The sequence below is a fragment of the Leptolyngbya cf. ectocarpi LEGE 11479 genome (assembly GCF_015207065.1).
Taxonomy (GTDB): domain Bacteria; phylum Cyanobacteriota; class Cyanobacteriia; order Phormidesmidales; family Phormidesmidaceae; genus Leptothoe; species Leptothoe ectocarpi.
This window is the reverse complement of record NZ_JADEXP010000088.1, coordinates 1-19,009: the sequence shown is the minus strand read 5'-3', so window position 1 is coordinate 19,009 and position 19,009 is coordinate 1. Positions and strand designations below refer to the sequence as shown.

The 19,009-nt window shown below is 48.4% G+C and carries 17 protein-coding genes; 6 read left to right on the top strand and 11 right to left on the bottom strand.

Going from position 1 to position 19,009, the window contains the following annotated elements; genetic code table 11:
* The 5 genes from IQ260_RS11745 to IQ260_RS11725 all read left to right on the top strand — a co-directional run.
* A partial coding sequence (locus IQ260_RS11745) for a cache domain-containing protein (protein ID WP_193993297.1) occupies nt 1-1,838 on the top strand: 1,838 nt, incomplete at its 5' end.
* Between the two features lie 93 nt (nt 1,839-1,931).
* Nucleotides 1,932-2,441 (top strand): pentapeptide repeat-containing protein, encoded by a 510-nt coding sequence (locus IQ260_RS11740; RefSeq protein WP_193993296.1) that lies wholly within the window; start codon nt 1,932-1,934, stop codon nt 2,439-2,441.
* 525 nt (nt 2,442-2,966) lie between these two features.
* Entirely contained in the window at nt 2,967-4,019 is a 1,053-nt protein-coding gene (locus IQ260_RS11735) for a sensor histidine kinase (RefSeq protein WP_228015890.1), read from the top strand.
* A gap of 100 nt (nt 4,020-4,119) precedes the next feature.
* Nucleotides 4,120-4,791 carry a response regulator gene (locus IQ260_RS11730; protein ID WP_193993294.1) on the top strand — a complete coding sequence of 224 codons (672 nt, stop codon included), beginning with the start codon at nt 4,120-4,122 and terminating at the stop codon, nt 4,789-4,791.
* Nucleotides 4,792-5,041: 250 nt separating this feature from the next.
* A complete protein-coding gene (locus IQ260_RS11725; RefSeq protein WP_193993293.1) occupies nt 5,042-6,355 on the top strand; it encodes a M23 family metallopeptidase in 1,314 nt (437 codons plus the stop codon).
* Nucleotides 6,356-6,459: 104 nt separating this feature from the next.
* On the opposite strand, the gene IQ260_RS11720 is transcribed toward IQ260_RS11725, so the two are convergent.
* The 11 genes from IQ260_RS11720 to IQ260_RS11670 all read right to left on the bottom strand — a co-directional run bounded on the left by IQ260_RS11720 (nt 6,460) and on the right by IQ260_RS11670 (nt 17,610).
* On the bottom strand, nt 6,460-6,714 hold the full coding sequence (locus IQ260_RS11720; RefSeq protein WP_193993292.1) for a phycobilisome linker polypeptide: 255 nt from the start codon (nt 6,712-6,714) through the stop codon (nt 6,460-6,462).
* A 51-nt stretch (nt 6,715-6,765) separates the two neighbouring features.
* Nucleotides 6,766-7,638, bottom strand: coding sequence for a phycobilisome rod-core linker polypeptide (locus tag IQ260_RS11715; protein WP_193993291.1), 873 nt, complete (start codon nt 7,636-7,638; stop codon nt 6,766-6,768).
* A 40-nt stretch (nt 7,639-7,678) separates the two neighbouring features.
* Nucleotides 7,679-8,488 (bottom strand): phycobilisome linker polypeptide, encoded by an 810-nt coding sequence (locus tag IQ260_RS11710; protein WP_193993290.1) that lies wholly within the window; start codon nt 8,486-8,488, stop codon nt 7,679-7,681.
* Nucleotides 8,489-8,737: 249 nt separating this feature from the next.
* A complete protein-coding gene (gene cpcA, locus IQ260_RS11705) occupies nt 8,738-9,226 on the bottom strand; it encodes a phycocyanin subunit alpha (RefSeq protein ID WP_193993289.1) in 489 nt (162 codons plus the stop codon).
* A gap of 63 nt (nt 9,227-9,289) precedes the next feature.
* A complete protein-coding gene (locus IQ260_RS11700; RefSeq protein ID WP_193993288.1) occupies nt 9,290-9,808 on the bottom strand; it encodes a phycocyanin subunit beta in 519 nt (172 codons plus the stop codon).
* Nucleotides 9,809-10,259: 451 nt separating this feature from the next.
* The gene (locus IQ260_RS11695; RefSeq protein ID WP_193993287.1) at nt 10,260-11,012 is read right to left on the bottom strand and encodes a phycocyanobilin:ferredoxin oxidoreductase; all 753 of its coding nucleotides are present in this window, start codon (nt 11,010-11,012) and stop codon (nt 10,260-10,262) included.
* An 89-nt stretch (nt 11,013-11,101) separates the two neighbouring features.
* Entirely contained in the window at nt 11,102-13,018 is a 1,917-nt protein-coding gene (locus IQ260_RS11690; RefSeq protein WP_193993286.1) for a response regulator, read from the bottom strand.
* Between the two features lie 9 nt (nt 13,019-13,027).
* On the bottom strand, nt 13,028-13,408 hold the full coding sequence (locus IQ260_RS11685; protein ID WP_193993285.1) for a response regulator: 381 nt from the start codon (nt 13,406-13,408) through the stop codon (nt 13,028-13,030).
* Nucleotides 13,405-15,648 (bottom strand): ATP-binding protein, encoded by a 2,244-nt coding sequence (locus tag IQ260_RS11680; RefSeq protein ID WP_193993284.1) that lies wholly within the window; start codon nt 15,646-15,648, stop codon nt 13,405-13,407. The genes IQ260_RS11685 and IQ260_RS11680 overlap by 4 nt, the downstream gene beginning before the upstream one ends.
* Before the next feature lie 249 nt (nt 15,649-15,897).
* Nucleotides 15,898-16,767 (bottom strand): phycobilisome linker polypeptide, encoded by an 870-nt coding sequence (locus IQ260_RS11675; protein WP_193993283.1) that lies wholly within the window; start codon nt 16,765-16,767, stop codon nt 15,898-15,900.
* 27 nt (nt 16,768-16,794) lie between these two features.
* A complete protein-coding gene (locus tag IQ260_RS11670) occupies nt 16,795-17,610 on the bottom strand; it encodes a phycobilisome rod-core linker polypeptide (RefSeq protein WP_193993282.1) in 816 nt (271 codons plus the stop codon).
* Nucleotides 17,611-18,248: 638 nt separating this feature from the next.
* Here IQ260_RS11670 and IQ260_RS31465 point away from each other — a divergent pair.
* The gene (locus IQ260_RS31465) at nt 18,249-18,998 is read left to right on the top strand and encodes a phycobilisome rod-core linker polypeptide (RefSeq protein WP_193993281.1); all 750 of its coding nucleotides are present in this window, start codon (nt 18,249-18,251) and stop codon (nt 18,996-18,998) included.
* Nucleotides 18,999-19,009: the final 11 nt, after the last annotated feature.

The window sequence follows — 19,009 nt, the reverse complement described above, 5'->3', positions numbered from 1 at the left end:
ATTTGTGCAAGCCGGGTCCCATCGGCACATTAAAGAAATGGCTGCACCTCAATTCGTTTGGTGGGCGACTGTTTTGGATGATTATGCTGGGGGCCTTGGTCGGCATGGGGGGCATGGCCTTTCTGTTTAGTGAGATGCTCAAGCGTCAGGCAAAAGACCAGGTGCGCAGCAACATCGATAGCAAAGTCAATGCGATCTCATCGGTCACTGATTCTGCCGAAACCTTAGCCTACAGTCTGGGGGTAAGCGCCACTACCCTGCATGACCGAGGAGCCCAATACCCTGACACCTACCGAGAATTAATCCTGCAGCTCTTTGAGCGCCGTCCGGAGTTTGTGGTGGGGTTGGGCCTGGGTCAAAGTGAAAAGGGCATCATTGAGGAGCAGCCCTGGCTTTTTCCCTACTATTCTGCCAGGTCCGCTGCAGATTCAAGCGGGCTGGACCCAGCTGTTGTCCGTTACGAAGACTTTGCTGACGATGAGGGAGAGTTTTATCCAGAAAGCCAGCGTTACCAAGATTACTTTGTTCCCCAGGTCAGCCTTTGGACGGAGCCCTACCCGGTGGATAAAAGTCGCCTGCTCACCTACTACTATCCCCTGTTTGACCAGGAGGGGCACTGGCTAGGGACAACACTAGTGGATGTTGACGCCACATATTTGAGTAACCTGTTAGATGACGCTGTTTTTCAACAGGCTGGAAACTTTTTACTGCTGACCCGTTCAGGGCAGCTGATTGCCGATCCCACCACGCTCTCCCCCCAGGTTCAAACCTACCAAAATATTCCAGCTCTAGAACCGATTTGGAACCAGATCGACGAGCCATCAGGCTTTTTGAGGGGAAAAACCGGCTACTGGGCCTATGCCACCGTTCCGGGACAGGACTGGTTGTTATTTGGCTTTGTCCCTCATCAGGCCGTATATGGGCGCATTATCCGGATTGCAGCTTTAACCACTGGTTTAATGGGACTGCTGCTGGCGGTGGTGGTCTTTTTGGCCATTAGAAAGCTCAATCAGCGAATTAAACCTATTTTGCTCCAGGGTAATCAGTTTGCTCGTGAGTCTGATCTGCTGCTGGCATCATTAGGGCAGCAGGATGAGCTAGAGCAGCTCTCTCTCTCATTTTTTAATATTCTCGAACAGCTCAACCGGCACCAGGAGACAATTCATCACCATGAGGAAACCATTGCCCAGAGCAATCTCCATGCAGACCAGGTAACCGAGAAGTTTTTGGCCTTTACGGCTCAGATTGACGAAGAGGCCCGTGAGCAACAGGTATTGATTCAAAAGTTGCAACAACAGCTGCATGCCCAATCAGACCAGTACCAATCCGTAAATGATCGTCTAGATGCCCTATTTACCCTGGCCCAGACCCTAGGGGGATTTCTTGAAAGCTTGCCCTCGGAAACTGAATCTGCTCAGCTGTTTGATTCCCTAGACCAGCGGATCCTAGACTTAACGGCAATCTTAGATAACGCCCCCCAGACAGATAAGCCCAAATCCCAAGCGTTGATTACCCAGCTGATTACGGATGTGGCTAATCTCAAAGCCTCTGACCGCCAACGCCATTCTTTAGAAAAGCTCCAGCACCAGACCCACTATCTCACCCGCACTAGACAGACAACCCTGGCTAAATCCCAGGCGATGATGACGGCGGCCCAGACGATTACCCAAATTTTGGTGGAAATTGAGGCCATTACAGACACCTTCAATCGCGATGCTAAACAGGTGTCAGAGATCCTATGGGAAGACCTACAGCAGCCGGACATCGCCATTCTTAATGAACCCCTAGCCAATCTAGATCTAGAGGACGAACTGCAGCAGTGGGAGACTCAAGCTTAGACGGCAAATCTAGCGCGCGCGGACCTAAAAGCAGGCCTGCGACGTCTGCTAAAGTCGCCTATGATAAGAGCTAGAGCAGACAGGAGTAGGGCTATGACTAAGTGGCAGCGGTGGAGTTTAAACGTTGTGGGGCTGGTACTGGTCATTGCCCTCACCCTCATAGCGCTACCGATGGTTGCGATCGCAGCATCAGCCAGTGTTAACTACACCCTGACGGACCTGACCGGACGTGACTTTGAAGATGCCAACCTGGCAGGCACCTCCCTAGCTGCAGCCGAGGTCCGCGACGCCAACTTTCGTGGGGCTGACCTGAGTGCCACCATCCTCACCAAGGCCAAGTTTATCCGCACCGATTTAACCGGCGCTAACCTCTCAGAATCCTTTGCCGACCGGGTAGAGTTCACCGGCTCTAACCTGACCAATGCCCTGGTAACCGATGCGCTGATGACCAGCAGCACCTTTGCTGATGCAGACATCACAGGGGCCGACTTTTCCTATACCCTAATCGATCGCTTTCAAGTCAAATACCTCTGTGAGCACGCTGACGGTATTAATCCTGTAACCGGTGTGTCTACCCGTGAAAGTCTGGGCTGTGACGACTAGTCGGATTGAGGCTGCGGCAGCAAGCAAGCGCCTAAGTACCCCTGACTCGAATTCGGTAATTTTAATTACATAAAACTACTTACGTAATCTCAACAAAAAGACCCGCTTCCCTCACGCAAGGGTAGCGGATCCACAATAGCGAACATGTCAACGAAATGCGCTTATGACTAGCCTACGGGTTGATCAAGAGCTGGGCCAATTGGTCAAAGGTCTAGTCCCTATTACTGAGGCCCTACGGCAGCTATGTCTGGAAAACCCTAGGAATTGCCAAGGGATGGGCCGTATATCCGGAACCCGTTACCCCAGCATTTCCCCTCCATCGTAGCTATGTTTGTGTGCTTTTCAAGAACTGCGTAATTACACTCAACTTTGTCTCAAACCCTTGCATATTGACAAAAAAATGTTGATTCTAGGTAAAGACACAGGTATTACGCAATTACGACAAGTCCCGCAAATACCGGTTGAGGTGGGAGTAGATTTAGGATGTATATAACAACTCCTGCAGTAGCCAGTCATCACTCAGAGATGTCATCTGCTGACATTCGCCAGCTATGCCAATCGCAGATTGATCGGCTGGGCGAAAAGCTGCCAGTATTAGACGTTTGGTTAGTATGCTGGAATCAGCTTGACAATAGGCATGATGTGCTGTCTTATCGCCGGAATCAGCAGCCAGCGGGCGAATTTCAGGCCTATCTGGAGTCAGAACGCTGGATTGCCGAAAATTTATCGTTTTTAGAACTAATGCCCCTGTCCCTCAACATGGGTGAATCCCAGGCCTATGTGTGTGGCTTAGGTAAGACAGATACCCATTGGGACTATCTGTTGTTATGGACAGAGCAGCATATTTCTCATTTTCAACAGGATCTGGTAAAAGAGTACGCTCAGCTATTACAACACTATCTCACGCTCTATCAAGAGAATCTGCGACAGCGCGCCAAGATACAGCTACTGGAACAGACGTTACAGCAGGCGGAGCATCAGCTACGCAACCCCCTATCTTTGATTCGACTCTATGCTGAAACCATTGTTCTAGGGGCAGAGAATGAGGAGCAAAAACAGCAGGCTGACTGTATTTGTCAAACGGCTGATGAAATTTCGTCTAGCCTTGGAAATTTGCTCAGCTGCGCCCAGCAGGCTAGTCTCTGCCCAAAAGACCATAGTTTACTCACACTGTTGGAAACTGTGGTGGCTCTATTGAGACCAGGTCTCGAACAGAAAAATTTAACGGTGGTCATGCCCAACACCCCGGTCTCTTTGACCGTAGATGGTTGGCAGTTTGAACAGGTTTTGCAAAACTTACTCGACAATGCAATCTACGTGAGTCCTCTCAAGGGGACGATTACCGTTGATTGGCACATTTTTCAATATGCGATCTTGATCACCGTGAGCGATCAGGGGCCGGGGCTGGATGATGTGGACATCGAAAAGCTGTTTGATCCGTTTTATTCAAAACGAGTCGGGGGGACTGGGCTAGGACTTGCGATCGCAAAAAAAATCATCCTTGATCACCAGGGGAGTATCGGAGCTGAAACCCTGCATCGAGGCGGAGCTAGGTTTTCAATTTTTTTACCCCGTTAGTTTCCATCGCAGCATGGTCAGAGACGGCTGCTTATATGCATAAACGTCTAAATATAACCGTATAACCTCTATATTCGTCACAATTTTAGGTGCATCCGCTATGACTGATGCCATTTCTATCTTATTAGTTGATGACCATGCCGAATTCCGGCGAGGGCTACGCACCCTATTAGGTTTTTATACCGACGATGCCGCTACCTTTGAAGTCGTTGGAGAAGCCGCCTCGGCAGAACAGGCCATTAAGATGGTAGAAACCCATAGTCCGATGATCACCCTGCTAGATATGGAACTAGCCCAGGGGAATGGCTTGGAGGTCCTCCAGCGTTTCAGGAGCCTGGGGGTAGATACGCGGGTACTTAGCCTATCGGCCCATCGAGAAGACGAATGGATTTTTCAGGCTATGCAAGCTGGTGCCAAGGGCTATGTCGCCAAGGATAAACTCGCGACCCAGCTCTACGAGGCTCTGCGCACCATATTACATGACGAAATTTACTTAGATCCGGAACTCGCCACCGGTTTTTTTCGCCTGTTTCACGCCCATGCAGAGCGTCATCTCAAAGCCTGTGAAGCCGTGCGGCTCACAGACCGAGAACAGGAAGTATTGCACTGGTTAGTCCAAGGATCTTCCAACGAGGCGATTTCCAAAGAGCTGTACATTACCATCGCCACAGTCAAAGCTCACCTAACGGCCATTTTTGAAAAACTCAAAGTGCGGAGCCGCACCCAGGCCATCGTTAAAGCGCTCAAACTAGGCTTGGTGGAAACCACCTAGGCACAGGTTAACCATCCATAGGCAAAGAATAGCTTAAACTAGGTGGCTCTCCCATATGATGGTTTCCTCGGTTTATTGTTACTCTGGTATATGAAGTCTATATGGCTAAGTTAGGCGCTTATACCCTCAGATCTATTCAGTCCTATATGTCCCATACACAGTAAGTTTGTGGATGTTAAGTCTGTGGGCATTATCTGTGGGTTAATTTTAGAGATTTAACCAGGCATTCTACTCAAACACTGATTTCGCTATGGCTGCTGCTGATCATCCGTTCATTCAAAAAACTCAGAAATCGTTGTTTCAAGGATCGCAACTTCTAAAACTAAGCACCTTTGCTGTCGCCGGACTCCTCAGTGCCCAAGCCAGTACTCAGGCCGTTTGGGCACAGACAGAGGCAGGTGCCATTGACCTAGCCCTGCCCCAATCTGCGCCTGAAGTGCCGATGGCGCAGCCGCCTGTTGCCCCGGTGGTGCCTGCGCCTGTTGTCCCCCCACCAACCGTGATCACGCCAGTGACACCCACACCCACGGTGCCCAGCTCCATCGACACCACCTCGCCTAAGACTGGCCCTGACTATGGCACTGTTTTTATCGAGCCGTCCCAGCAGCAGACCCAGCCCGCCCCAACGGTAGAATCGCTGCTGGGGGGAAATCAGCCCGCCATTGATGCCACTCCTTCAGTGAATGTGGTTTCGCCTGCTGACTACGGCACGGATTTAGTTGATAAAACGGACTACAGTGTGGGCGCCACCATGCCTAATGTCGTTATCTCAGAAAGGGCTAGCGGCTGTGAGTTTTCCCTACGGGCGGGGGCTCAGGTTACCAGTTCAGGCTGTGGCCAGACCAATCAGCTGGCCGCGACTGGAGCCGGCACCCTACCGACAGTCGCGGGGGCGGCCGCCTCTGTTTATAGTTCTGGAATACAAGCGGCGACAGGGATGACAACGACAGCCAGCCGGGAGTTCTACAACCAGGCCGCCGAGGCTGTTGTCAAGCTGCAGCTAGGTGAGAAGTTTATCTTTCCATTGACCATACCGGCATCCCTGTCATCCCTGTTTGGCTGGCGTATGCACCCCATCTTTGGCGCCCAACGATTCCACTCAGGTACCGATGTGGCCGCACCTTTAGGTACACCTGTGGTAGCGACCCAAGCAGGACAAGTTACCCTATCTGACTTTGCCGGTGGCTATGGACTGATGGTTGTGTTGCGACACCATAACGACACGCTAGAAAGTCGCTATGCTCACCTATCACGGCTGCTGGTGCAAGCGGGTGAATGGGTGGAGCAGGGTGAAGTGATTGGCCTTGTCGGCAGCACGGGCAACTCCACTGGGCCACACCTACACTTTGAGTTGCGCCAGCTCACAGCAAATGGCTGGACTGTGCTTAATCCAGATTCGCTGCTACAGCAAACCCTGAGTACGTTGGCCCAGGCTCTGGGGAACTCCCTGGTGGCATTTGCGGATAGGTCTAATAAGGCTGATACAGCAAAAGTACCGAGCGCAAAGGTTACACCTCCTTTAGAGGGGATCCCTTTCCGCCCGGCTCAGCCTCAAGCTAACTAATAAATTACTGGCGTTGCTGATCCTCCCATCCCCCAAATCAGCAATTGCAAATGGCCTTTGGCTGAGGACTGACCTAAGAAAGGCCCTGAAAAAGCCCCCTTAGGTCAGTCCTCAGCCGTTACCTCTTCTGAGCTACTGTCTAGGGGGCGAATATTAACGATGGTGCCCCCTAGCATAGTAATCCGCTGCATCTCTTCGCTCATGCGATGGAACGGGACTTGAATAAACTGGCTGTGACTTTTACGAATGGGAGATTGGTGGTTAGCAGTCACCTCGTTCTCAGATAGTCCTGTTAACTCGTACACAAACATGCGGCTATCTGAGCTGGACGAGGCACTGGTTGCATAGCTTCCTAACATAATTATCACCTGGTAATGAGTGCAATGAAGTGGGCTGTCAACAAGGGGACGTTACGCCCGGGTAATGCTGGCAACTCGTCCTCCAGTTTTGTTAATTCGCTGTAGGGTTTTGGAGAGCGATTCGTATGGCACGACATAGGCTCGACTGCTGCGTCGAATGCTGGGATACCCTGGTTGGTTCATCCCCGCAACTTCAATGCGATAGAGGGTGCCACGGGCCTTAGTGGATTGCGATCTGCCAAAGACACGGGTGGGGGTATTACTCTTTTCAGACGCTAAGTATGTTCGAACACCCGTGTCAGCTCCTGAGGGGCTATTGACTGCGGAGGTGGCTCCCATCGCCAACTCTGTAGCTAAACGCGATTTTTTGCCAGCCAGCTGGGAGCGATCGCTGTTGGCATAGCCCCGGTATAGGCTAAACATGCGAGTAAACCCGGCAATGCTTTGACCTGATTGGGTATCAAAGCCTCGATAGTAAGGAACGATATGATCGCCAAAGGCCTGCTCGTACTCTGCCGTATCGATATAGGAATCTATATCCGCATCAAATCCCTGGTTTTCGTAGCGATCCAGATGTTCGATCACTTCGGCTTCACTGTACGGCGCTCGTCCCAACAGATGCTTAAAATTTAACTCAATGACCCGAGTTTGAAAATTAGGATAAAAAAACTTGGCTTTGTATATCTCGGATTTGGCTAGCGATCGCACAAAGTCTCGAACGGTTAAGGCCCCATTAGTCAGTAAAGACTCTAAGGCCACTAGACGTTCCGTTTGCATCAAGTAGTCATTGCCTAAGACATGGCGATAAATTGCCCGGATGACAGCCTGAGTATCGCTCAAAGAAGCGTTGGGACGATACTCTACAGGACTTTGCTCAGCAAAAGGGGTGGTGCCTAGGCCAGCCGCCGCTACTGTAATAGCCACAGATTAATCTCCTTCAAATAGTGTGATGACATGATCAGCATTATGCCGATGTAATATTGACGATGCGGCTTCCCTTTTTGTTGAGACGCTGGAGCGTGGATGATAGCTGCTCGTAAGTCACCAGATATTCCTGTACGCTGCGACGGATCTGGGGCCGTCGTCCACTGGCACCTTGAGACACTCGAATCCGATAGAGTTTTTCCCGCTTGCCTCCGGTGACACCTTGGAGTTCTTTGCCAAAGCTCGGTGTTCTCAGAGGTGTTGCTGTGTTCTGAGCCAGCTCTGTTGTTAGACAGGCATTGACTCGGGCTCGGTCGCTGCTGGCATACCCCCGGTATAGCTGGAACATTCTGACAAAGCCAACGGTCTTCTGGCTTCTCTGGGTAGCAAACCCTCGATAGTATGGAACCACCTGCTGGCCAAAGTTCTCTTGATATTCAGCTGAACTCAGATAGCTATTTATTTCAGCCTCATACCCCTGTTGCACATAAAGATCCACATGCTCAGAGATTTCTGCTTGGTCGTAGGGGGCTCGACCGAGCAGATGCTTAAAGTTGAGTTCAATAAAGCGAACTTGAGCATTGCCGTAGAAAAACTTTTGTTTGTATAGCTCTGAAAGGGCCAAGGCTCGCACAAAATCACGTACAGTAATGTGTCCTTGCTTGAGCAAGGATTCAGCACTAGTAAGGCGTTCTGAGCGCATTATGTGATCGTTGCCAAATAGCTGACGATAGGCGGCCCAAATAATGGCTTGAATGTCTGTTTCAGTCGAGTGAACCCTGAGTTCAGTTGGAGTGACTTGGGCAAAGGGTTCAAATCCGAGGGGACTAGCTGATGCTGAACTTGTCATAATGGTTTCCCAAAACTGTCGTTTTTGTGATCGATTGAACGAGCGGCGGTGGGTCTAATACCTTCCCAACGATGAAGACGCTAGGAAGGTATTAGAGGGATCGCCTAATGCCTCGCCAACGAAACGCTAGAAAGGCATCGGACATTGTCGTTGCTGATTTAGGAGGTAAACCGGTCTACTGATGGTGCAATAAACCAGGATTTTTACAGACACCCCAAGAATCAGCAACGCCCGGATATTCTCTGGCCGTTAGCTAAGGGAATTGATGGCGTAGTCAAGGTAAGAATTTGCCTCAACTGCAGCATCTCCGCTGAGTCCATGGTTTGACTTGATATGGTTGAGGGCCTCAACATACCAACTGGGGGACAGTTCAAACGCTCTGTTGATCTCGCTCACACCAGAAATCAGGTAATCATCCATAGGCCCTGTACCACCTGCGATTAGGCAGTAGGTAACCATGCGTAGGTAATACCCAATATCACGAGAACACTTGGCCTTCCCTTCGGGAGTAGACGCATAGTTCTCACCCTGCATTTGAGTGGTGTAAGGAAACTTTTGATAAACAGCTTGGGCAGCCCCATTCACAAGGTTATCTGCATTTTTGGTGAGACTCTGGGCAGCAGCTAGTCCAGCCTGGGCCTGACGAAAGCGACCAAATGCCACTTGGAGTTCAACACTACTCAGGAAACGGCCTTGGGAATCAGCAGTCGCCACAGCTTCTGTCATCGGAGTTTTCATGATGCTAAATCTCTCTATGAATATCTACAACAAAATGGACACGGATTAACAAAAAGCCCTAAGTTAGCCAACAGCACTAGCTGCGCGATCAAAGTAACCGCCAAGCTCAGCCATGAGGGAGCTGCAATCGCCTTGAGTTACACCCGCTTTATTATTTGCGATCGCAATAGCAGCTGCTTTCATCTTGTTAACACCTTCTGCCACAGAAGCACCGGGTACACCCAGGGCTAGGTAGGTCTCACGAAGACCATTCAAGCAACGATCGTCCAATACACTGGCATCACCAGTGAAGATGGCGTAGGTAACATAGCGTAGGATAATATCCATATCTCGCAAACAAGCAGCCATGCGACGATGGGTATAAGCATTACCCCCTGGTGTAATCAGCTGAGGCTGTTCTTTGAACAAAGACCGTGCAGCATTGGTAACAATGGCATTGGCATTACCCGTCAACCGGTTCACCACATCCATGCGCTTACTTCCCTCTGCAACGAGTTGACCTAGCGCTTCAATTTGAGCATCGCCAATGTATTCTCCACGGGCATCAGCTTGGGAAATAACCTTAGTAAAAGCGTCGAACATGGAAATAATCTCCTACTCAAAACAAGCAAATACAAATATCCAAAGCCTCTAAGTATTAGCTCCAGATGGTATCGGTAAAATGTTCTAAAAAAATTGCTTCAAACGAATGAAGCGAATTTCCTGCCATTTGAGAGAGGAGAGCAACACCCTTAACAGCAAATAGCAAGAACAGATACAGAACACATTCCCGACAAAGACCTTGAACAATTTCCCTTTAGAACTATGTGCTGTGTGGCTACTAAACCAACAAACTCTGCAGGGAAAAGAGCCTCGAATGGAATCAAGACTCCAACCTTTGAACAAAACGATTTAATCAATTTGATTGTGCAGACACTGTGCATATCTTTATGTCTGAATCCTTACAATCGTCAAAGCCTTTGATATCAATTATTTGGGAAATTACCACCAAATTATCAAACCTTAGATTTGTTTACATTCCGTTATATTTAAACTATGCCGCAGTGGCCTCTCCACAGTCAAACAGCATCGTTTTTAAATACCTTTGCGCCCACTCTTCTCCAAAGGCACGCTCTAAAATTCGTCTGGTTTTATCATTCTTTTGCTGTTGTAAGCAGTAATGCCGCTGGCCTGCGACAATCAAAGCCTCCTGCTCCATAGAGTCAATCGATCTGGTGTGATTGCTCAGCTGACAATGCGTTGACAAAAACAGGGTGGCTCGATTTAAAAATGCAGTTTCTTCTGCTGGAGTTTTAGGACTCACAAACAGGCAAAAATCAGAAAAGATCTTGCCCCAAGCGGGTAATGTACGCGGTTGAGTAAACTGCAGATTAGGCAGCTGTTGCAGAGTCTGGTGGTACTGAGGGGGTAAATTATGATCGGCTGAAACCGGCGATAGATCAACAATCGCAGCGCTGATCTGACCTCGACCCGCAACAATATCCACACCAAAAATTGGCAGATCAAAATCAGTACGCGGAAACATCACGCAGTGAAGAATATCCAAATTGTTACCAACTTTGGCCAGTTCTAAATGGAGTTTGCGAAACTGAACCGTTTGATAGCAGTGGTTTTCAATGGTGAGTCTCTCACCTTCAAGGGTGCCTTCTACATACCCTAAATCCTTGGGAGTTTTATATGGGTAGAGAACAAACTGGCTTTGCCAGGTCGATTCAATCGTTTTGGCTAATTGGGAAATCAGGGGATGCTGATGTTCGAGCAGAGAATTGGAACGAACTTGATTCATGGTGTAGTTAAGTCATGCTAACGACTAGCATGACTTAACCCTGTGCAGACCCTGTGCAAGTTTGGCGCCGCCAGCACTCAGACAGCAGGTCATTCTGCGAATATTGCGCTCTCTTGGTTACACCAGGCTCGGTAGCGTTTTAATCGATTCAAGATCCGGAATACGAGATTTTGCCCCTGAATTGGTTTAGTAATGTAGTCATCGGCTCCCACAGCAAATGCTTTAGCCTGAGTGGACTGATCCGCATGGACACTCACAAAAATAATGGGCAAATGTTGCCATTCGGCATGGCTACGGAGTACTTTACAGAGTTCAAAACCATTAATACCTGGCATTTCAATGTCTAAAACAATGACATCAGGAATAATTTGGGTAAATATCGTCCAAAATCGTTTTGAATTGGCTAGCGGGGTAATTTGCAAATGCCAGGGCTGCAAGAGTTTCATAATCTGTTGCAAGTACTGGCTGTCGTCGTCCACCAGCATGATTTTGCTGTGACGATAGCTAAGATAGGTGGCCTGATCGATCGCCTCTAACACCTCTGCAGGGCTAACTGGATACTCCAACACCATGGCAGCTCCTCGACGAATTAAATCCAAGCGATTGCCAAAGTCTGCTTGAGGGGTAATGAGCACCATAGGCAGCCGCGGCCAACGGGCACTGAGGTCTGTAACCAATTGCAACAACAATTGAAAGTTAGCCTCGGCTAATCCCAAATCGGCATCATCCCCAACTAAATTGATGAGAACCAGATCCGGTAGGTGAAGATCATCGTCGAGGCGATCCTGTTCAAATGTATTTTCAAATGTATTTAAGGATAAAATTTGGGCGGCGCTCTCAGTGGAAGCAGCCATTTCTACACCTAAGCCCTGGGCCACCGCCAAGGCCATTAGCTGCTGAATATACGGAGCTTCAGTGATATCTACAATTAGAATGTTGGGTAAGTGAGGGGTATCTTCTGCCCATGAAACTAGCTGAGGTGGAGCATCTAGAGTATGACCTAAGGTGGTAACTAACACTTGAAACTGGGCTATTTGTGCCAGTGATAGGGCCGATTCTGACTGCAATAGCTGCTCTATTTGCAGCGCTAAGCGATGTCCCTCCATCAACCCAAAAATTCCTAAGGTCCCCGCTAGACTATGGGTCATTTGTTTGGCCTGCATCCGCTGCTGCTCACTCATGCCTTGTTCTTTAAGGGTTTGTGACAGCTGTAGCAAATAATTCCAACGCTTTATGCTTTCGCTCTTATGGGTTTGCCAGGTTTGAGTAAGTCCCTCTAAATACCGAGCCTGGTGCTCGGTTGAGACAGCAGGGGATAGTTTTTGGGCAGAGGTAGACGTGCCCAGACGATAGCCTAGCCCACGTACGGTCTCAACCACATTCTCTGAGATGCCCGCTGCTCTGAGTTTCTGCCTTAGACCTCGAATATGCGATCGCACAGTGGCTTCACTGGGAAACTCATCTGAAGACCAAATCTGATCCAGCAGTGTGGGCGTACTAAACACCTGATGACTATGGCGCAAGAATAGCTCAAGCAGAGCATACTCTTTCGCCGTCAGCGTCACCGGGTGGCCCTGATAGGTCACATCACAGCTGATGGGATCAAGACACAGATCACCCCAAGTCAAAATAGGCTGCAGTTCGGCCGGAGCCCGCCGCATCAGCACTCGAATGCGCACTAAAAGCTCATCAATATCAAAGGGTTTGACCAAATAATCATCGGCTCCCGCTTCTAGGCCTTGGATTTTATCAACTTGTTGATTTTTAGATGACAACAGTAAAATCGGCATCCCATAGCCACCATTGCGCAGGCGTTGACAGAGCTGTAGGCCATCCAAGTGGGGCAGCATCCAATCCAAGACAATCAGGTCATAGTCAAAGGTAGACGCATAGGACCACCCCATTTCACCATCGGCGACCCGATCAACAACATAATTTTGGACCGTTAACTGACGAATTAATACGTCAGCCAATGCATTATCGTCGTCTACCAATAAAACTTTCATCGGGTCTCCCTAGAGTCGCCATCCTAATAGCTTTGCCATTTGACTAGCCAACGACAGGGGGTCAAAAGGTTTAGTAATGACGCCGGTAACCCCAATCTTCTGGAACAGCCGCTTCTCCGCAGTGCCCGTTTTCGCAGTCAACAAAATAACTGGAATATCCTGTGTTTTCAGGTTGTTATTCAACCGCTCAAACGTTCTAATACCATCCATATCAGGCATCATCACATCCAGTAGGATGACATCAGGCTGGCTGGCTTCAGCCTGATGGATGCCCTCTTGCCCCGAAGATGCACAAATAATCTGCCAATCGGCTTCCATCTTTAAACTGAGCCTAACTACCTTTTGAATAGGCTCCTCATCATCAATCACCAGTATCAGTTTGGATGTCATGATGTTTGTAATAGCTGCTGCTGCTGCTGCCGGGCCTGATCGTGGGAGAGGGGAACAGTAAAATAAAAGCTACTGCCCACACCTACTTGGCTTTCTGCCCAAATTTTACCGCCATGTTGTTCTATGATTTTACGACAGATGGTTAACCCCAAACCGGTCCCCCCCTTTTTCCGAGAATCAGAAGAATCAACCTGTTGAAAGCGTTCAAAGATATTTGTCAGTTTATCGGTAGGAATACCTTGCCCGTTGTCCTGCACACAGAAAAGTGCCACCCCTGGTAGAGCCATCTTAACCTCCGTAGACCGATCAGCCCGATGGGCATGTTTTGAATCAACATCCAGCTTCAGACGTAAGGTAATCGTTGTGCTAGGAGCCGAGAATTTAATGGCGTTACCAATTAAATTGGTCAAGGTTTGCACAATATAGTCTGGATCGGCCCAAATCAGGAGCGGTTCTAGCTGGGTATGGATTTTAATATTGTGCTGTCGGGCCATGGTTTGTATGGTTTCAGTGGCCTGCTTAACTAAGTCAGCGGCATTACAGGTGCAGGAATCCATGGTCACCTCGCCTGACTCTATCCGCTGCAGATCAAGCACACTGTTGACCAAGCGCACCAGCCTGTCAGTACTGTCGTCAGCAATCGCCAGCATTTGTTGGCCCTCCTCCGATAAATGCCCCAAACGACCTGTAGCGACCAGCTTTAAAGAACCATGGAGTGACGTTAGGGGGGTTCTCAGCTCGTGGCTAACGACGGCAATAAATTCATCCTTCATCCGTTCTATGGCCTTACGTTCGCTGATATCAGTCGTGAGGGCAAAAAAACCTTTTATGTTTGCTTCCCCTCGTTCCACCATTTCTAAATGGGGGATATAGCTAACACTGACCGAATGCATGCGGCCATCTTTAAATATCAGCTCACTCTCATAGGTGACCTGATTGCCCCTGAGGGCCGCTTCAACATGGGGACGAATATTTTTGTAGTAACCAGGCTCGGTAACAGCTTTAATCGATTTACCATAGAGTTTAGCGGGTGCTTGTCCTAACCAATACTCGTAGGCTTGATTGTTAAAGTGATAACGCTGATTGGCATCAACATAGGCAATCAGTACCGGTAAGTTATTGGTAATCAGCCGAATCTGTTCTTCACTTTGGCGCAGAGCTATTTCAATCTGTTTACGGTCTTGAATTTCCTGTTGCAAGGCGGTGTTGGCTCGGGTTAACTCAGTGGTACGCAGTTTCACCCGTTCTTCTAAATATTCCAGCATTTGACCTTGGGAAAGGGCAATGCCAATCTGATCGGCTAGCTGCTGCATCAGTTCTAATTCAAAGTCCGTCCACTGCCGTGGGTGTTCGCACTGATGGGCGATCAGCAGTCCCCAAAGATATTTTCTAACAGGACCACCATCCACAGATTTATCCGGCGGTAACGGATGCACGATGGGAACAATGAGCTTAGACTGAATGTCCCATTGCTTAATCAATTCCACCAAACACTCTGCCACCCCGGAGTCAGGAGCCTGCACATTGGTAATCGCCTGCACTCGACCCTTGGCATAGAGTTCCTGGTAGTCTTCTGGAAACACCTCTTCAGGAAAAGACATTCCCAAAACAGCCGGATAGGGCTCTTTAACAGCCTCGCTAATGGCTTTCCCGGTACCATCGGACAAGACCTGATAAATCAACACCCGGTCGGCATCCAGTAGCCCTTGGACCTCTTCAACAGTGGTTTGCAAGATTTCCTTCAGCTGTAATGACTGCCGAATTTTGAGGGTAATCTCAGCAAAAAGCTGGGCTCGCTGGTGCTGACGCTCGATTAAGATTTCAGCACTTTGCTTCCCTGATGCCAGCAGTAAATGCTTCTGCGCAATCACCCCGAGCAGAATACCGTGCTCATCTAAAACCGGCAGATGACTGATTTGATGCTGCTCAAACCGTTGCATCGTGGAGGCAACGGTTGATAACTCCGACTGTGACACAGCGATCACCGGACGTGTCATTACCTTAGACAACCGCAATTTGGGCCAGTTGGATCGTTGAGCAACCACTTTTAATAAATCTTGGCGAGTGACAATACCCACGACCTGACCGCGACGTAATGCTAAAACGCAGCTTGATTGGGGATAAGCTGCAAATTTGGATAAAACTCTTGACAGCAACGTTTGACTGGAGATTGTCAAGGGCTGGGAATCGATTACCTTGTCCCAAAAGGTCGGTTCACGTGCTCCATCGTCAAATGCCATTAGTGATAAGTTGAATCACGCTATCTACCAATTTAGGAGACAGGGGACCGCATTGTTAATCAAATGTTTCTATTCTTTAAGTTTTGAGTAGTTGTTTAACGTAAATCACGTCTTTTAGCCCTATGACAATGCCACAGCCACTGTGAGCGAGTGACTGTGGCATTGCTTGAACTGTCAAAAAAACGTCACGAGAGTATATTAAGGATGTGATTTACACCCCTAATACAGCTTCTGTGGGTCACTCTAGGTTTAGAGTGCTGTAATACTCGCGATTTTTCCGCCCTGACGCTGGACCCGCTGCATATGGGGTGTGAGTTCCTCATAGGGAATGATCACAGCTTTGTTGACCCGACGGACTTTGGGATAGCCTGGACCACTTATTTTTGCGACTTCAACTCGGAAGAGGCGACCTTTGCCAAACGCTTTTGAACCGCCAAATGCGCTGACGGCGGCGTCGCCCTTGGGAGCGGGGATAAAAGTACAGCCCTTAGCCCCATCTAAGGGAGCCACGATGGAAGATGCTGTATTCCAGGCAAGATCTTTAACTAATCGGGGGGCACTGCCGGTAAACTGTGCCCGATCGCTACTAGCATAGCCGCGATACAGCTGGAATAGGCGTGTAAAGCCCACCGAGCGCTGACCCACACCTGTTGTCACCAGGTCTCGGTAGTAGGGCACAATATTTTCGCCAAAGCAGGTTTGATATTCGAAGGAGTCGATGTAGGTATCAATATCTGCCTCAAATCCCTTGGCATCGTACAGGTTTAAGTGTTCTGTAATTTCTGCTTGGTCATAGGGGGCTCGCCCCAGGAGATGCTTAAAGTTAAGCTCAATGGTCCGACTTTGAAAGCTGTTGTGAAAGAACTTCTGCTTGTAGAGGTCCGATTTGGCCACCTGTCGCACAAATTCTTGGACTGTGATTTTGCGATCGCGCAGCAATGACTCAGCAATGACCAAACGATCGGATGAAAGTAGATGGGGATTCCCCAATACCTGCTGATAAACAGCAAGAACGACCGTTTCAATATCTTCCGGAGTTGCGTTCAGGCGCAATTCTAACGGAGCAGCCTCACTAAACGCTGATGTGCCCAGGCGCGATGCCTCGGTTGTAATAGCCATCTAAAATTCTCCTTTACTTCAACGCAACTAGACAGCAGTAACGCTGATCACCTTATTTCCAGAGCGATTTAGCTGCTGTAGCTTAGTCGTCAGCTGACCATAGGAAACCAGCACCTCTGTTATACTCTGCCTGACAACGGCTGCTCTGGGGGACGCCGCTCGGACGACCCGCAGTCGGTAAACATCCCCACGGGGTCCACCCAAAGCCCCGGCCAGCGCATTGCTATTCGCTGTATTAATGGGAGCTGGTAAATTTTTGGCAACTTCTAACGTGAGTCGAGGTTGCTTTTGCCCTTGGGCGCGATCGCTATTGGCATAGCCGCCGTAAAGCTGTAGTAAACGGCTAAACCCGACCGTTCTCTGTCCAGGGCGATCGGTTTGAAAATCCCGATGATAGGGAACAATATTGTCCCCGAAATTATTATCATATTCAACTGAGCTAAGGTAAGAGTCAATCTCAGCTTCGTATCCTTTGGTAAGGAATAGATCCAAATGATACGCAATCTCAGTTTGATCGTAGGGGGCTCGCCCTAACAAGTGCTTATAGTTCAACTCAATAAAGCGAACATGGAAGTTGGGATACAAAAACTTCTGACGATAGAGATCTGACTCTGCGATTGCCCGGACAAAGTCTCGCACCGATATCGCCCCTTGGGTCAATAGTGATTCGGGCTCCACTAACCGGTCACTCTTCATCAGATGCTCATTGCCAAGCACCTGCCGGTAGGCAGCCGAGATTACAGAGCGAATATCACCCTGAGCCCAATTAGGTCGCAATTCAACCGGCTGCGCCTCATCAAAGGGCTTAATCCCCAATTTCCCCGCTTCTTGTAAACTAGCCATAGCTGTTTCCCAAACCTAACTAAATTAATTAAAGAGGCGTTGCTGATCCTTGGCATGATTTCATCTGCAAACCTTCTGCAAACTTATTAGCTAGCAGCGCATTTCACAGATGCCCCATTAAATCAACAACGGCATTAAAGAAAGCTGTTTAGCGATATTTAACGTTGTTATCTCTGAATTAGACCAGCCTGATTGTGCAGATTCTGTGCAGATCAAATGAAAGAATCTGAAACATAAAGCTATTTAACCATAGCTAGAAAAGATATAACTAAACTGAATAAATAGCCCTAAAAAATCAGGATATGAGCCTTAGTTAGCTAAATAAATCAACGTAAGCTCCATCTCAAAAATTCCTTAAAAGCCTTTCGATAAGGGGCTTATACGGATTCTAACCTTTAATCAATATACATAAATACACTTTCTATAAAATTCATCGTTTAACTTTATTAGAAAGTGCATGGAATTAGTTTATATCGCCTTGCTCTCATCTTTCAAGTTAACTATTTCAGATAAGCAAAGTTAAGGTCTGTAACATTTTGGTAGGTAAATGAAGAATGAAATCTCTTTTCCCTTCTATAATCCAATGGCAATAACGGCAATTTGTTTCAGTTTTTATAAGGGTGGGAGTTTGTAAAAATATGGCTATTCCTCTATTAAGTTATTCTCCTTCTTGTCCCAATCAGCGTGTAGATGCTCTAGGGGCTCGGGATGACGAAGCGATTGTTTATTCAACTGATGATCTGTTTTCCCCAACAGAGATGGGAGATCTCATTAATGCAGCCTATCGCCAGATTTTCTTCCATGCCTTTGATTCGGACCGCGAAATCGCTCTAGAGTCTCAACTGCGCAACAGGCAGATTACCGTACGTGACTTTATTCGGGGATTGCTGTTGTCAAATACCTTCATCAACAGTTTCTATAACAAAAACAACAACTACCGTTTTGTTATGCACTGTGTTGAAAAAGTCTTGGGGCGTCGAGTCTACAGTGAGGCCGAAAAAATTGCTTGGTCAGCTGTAGTGATGACCAAGGGGGTCAAGGGCTTTATTGATGAACTGTTAGACAGTGATGAATACCTTGAAAACTTTGGCGAAAATATTGTGCCCTATCACCGCCGTCGGATTTTACCCAGTCGGACGACAGGTGAAATGCCCTTTAATATTTCCTCACCTCGCTACGATGCCTATCATCGCGATCAGCTAGGGTTTCCCCAACCTATTTGGCAAGAGGCTGTGCGTGCCTTTCGCTCTTACCAACAACAAACTAAGGTTGGCGATCCGGCGCTGTTCCTTGATATGTCAAAAGATATCAACCCCCAATCGCGTAAATCAAGTTTTACCTCCACTGCCAACATCAATATTGCCAGAGCTGTTCCTCGTCGTGGTTAGTAGGGGATAGG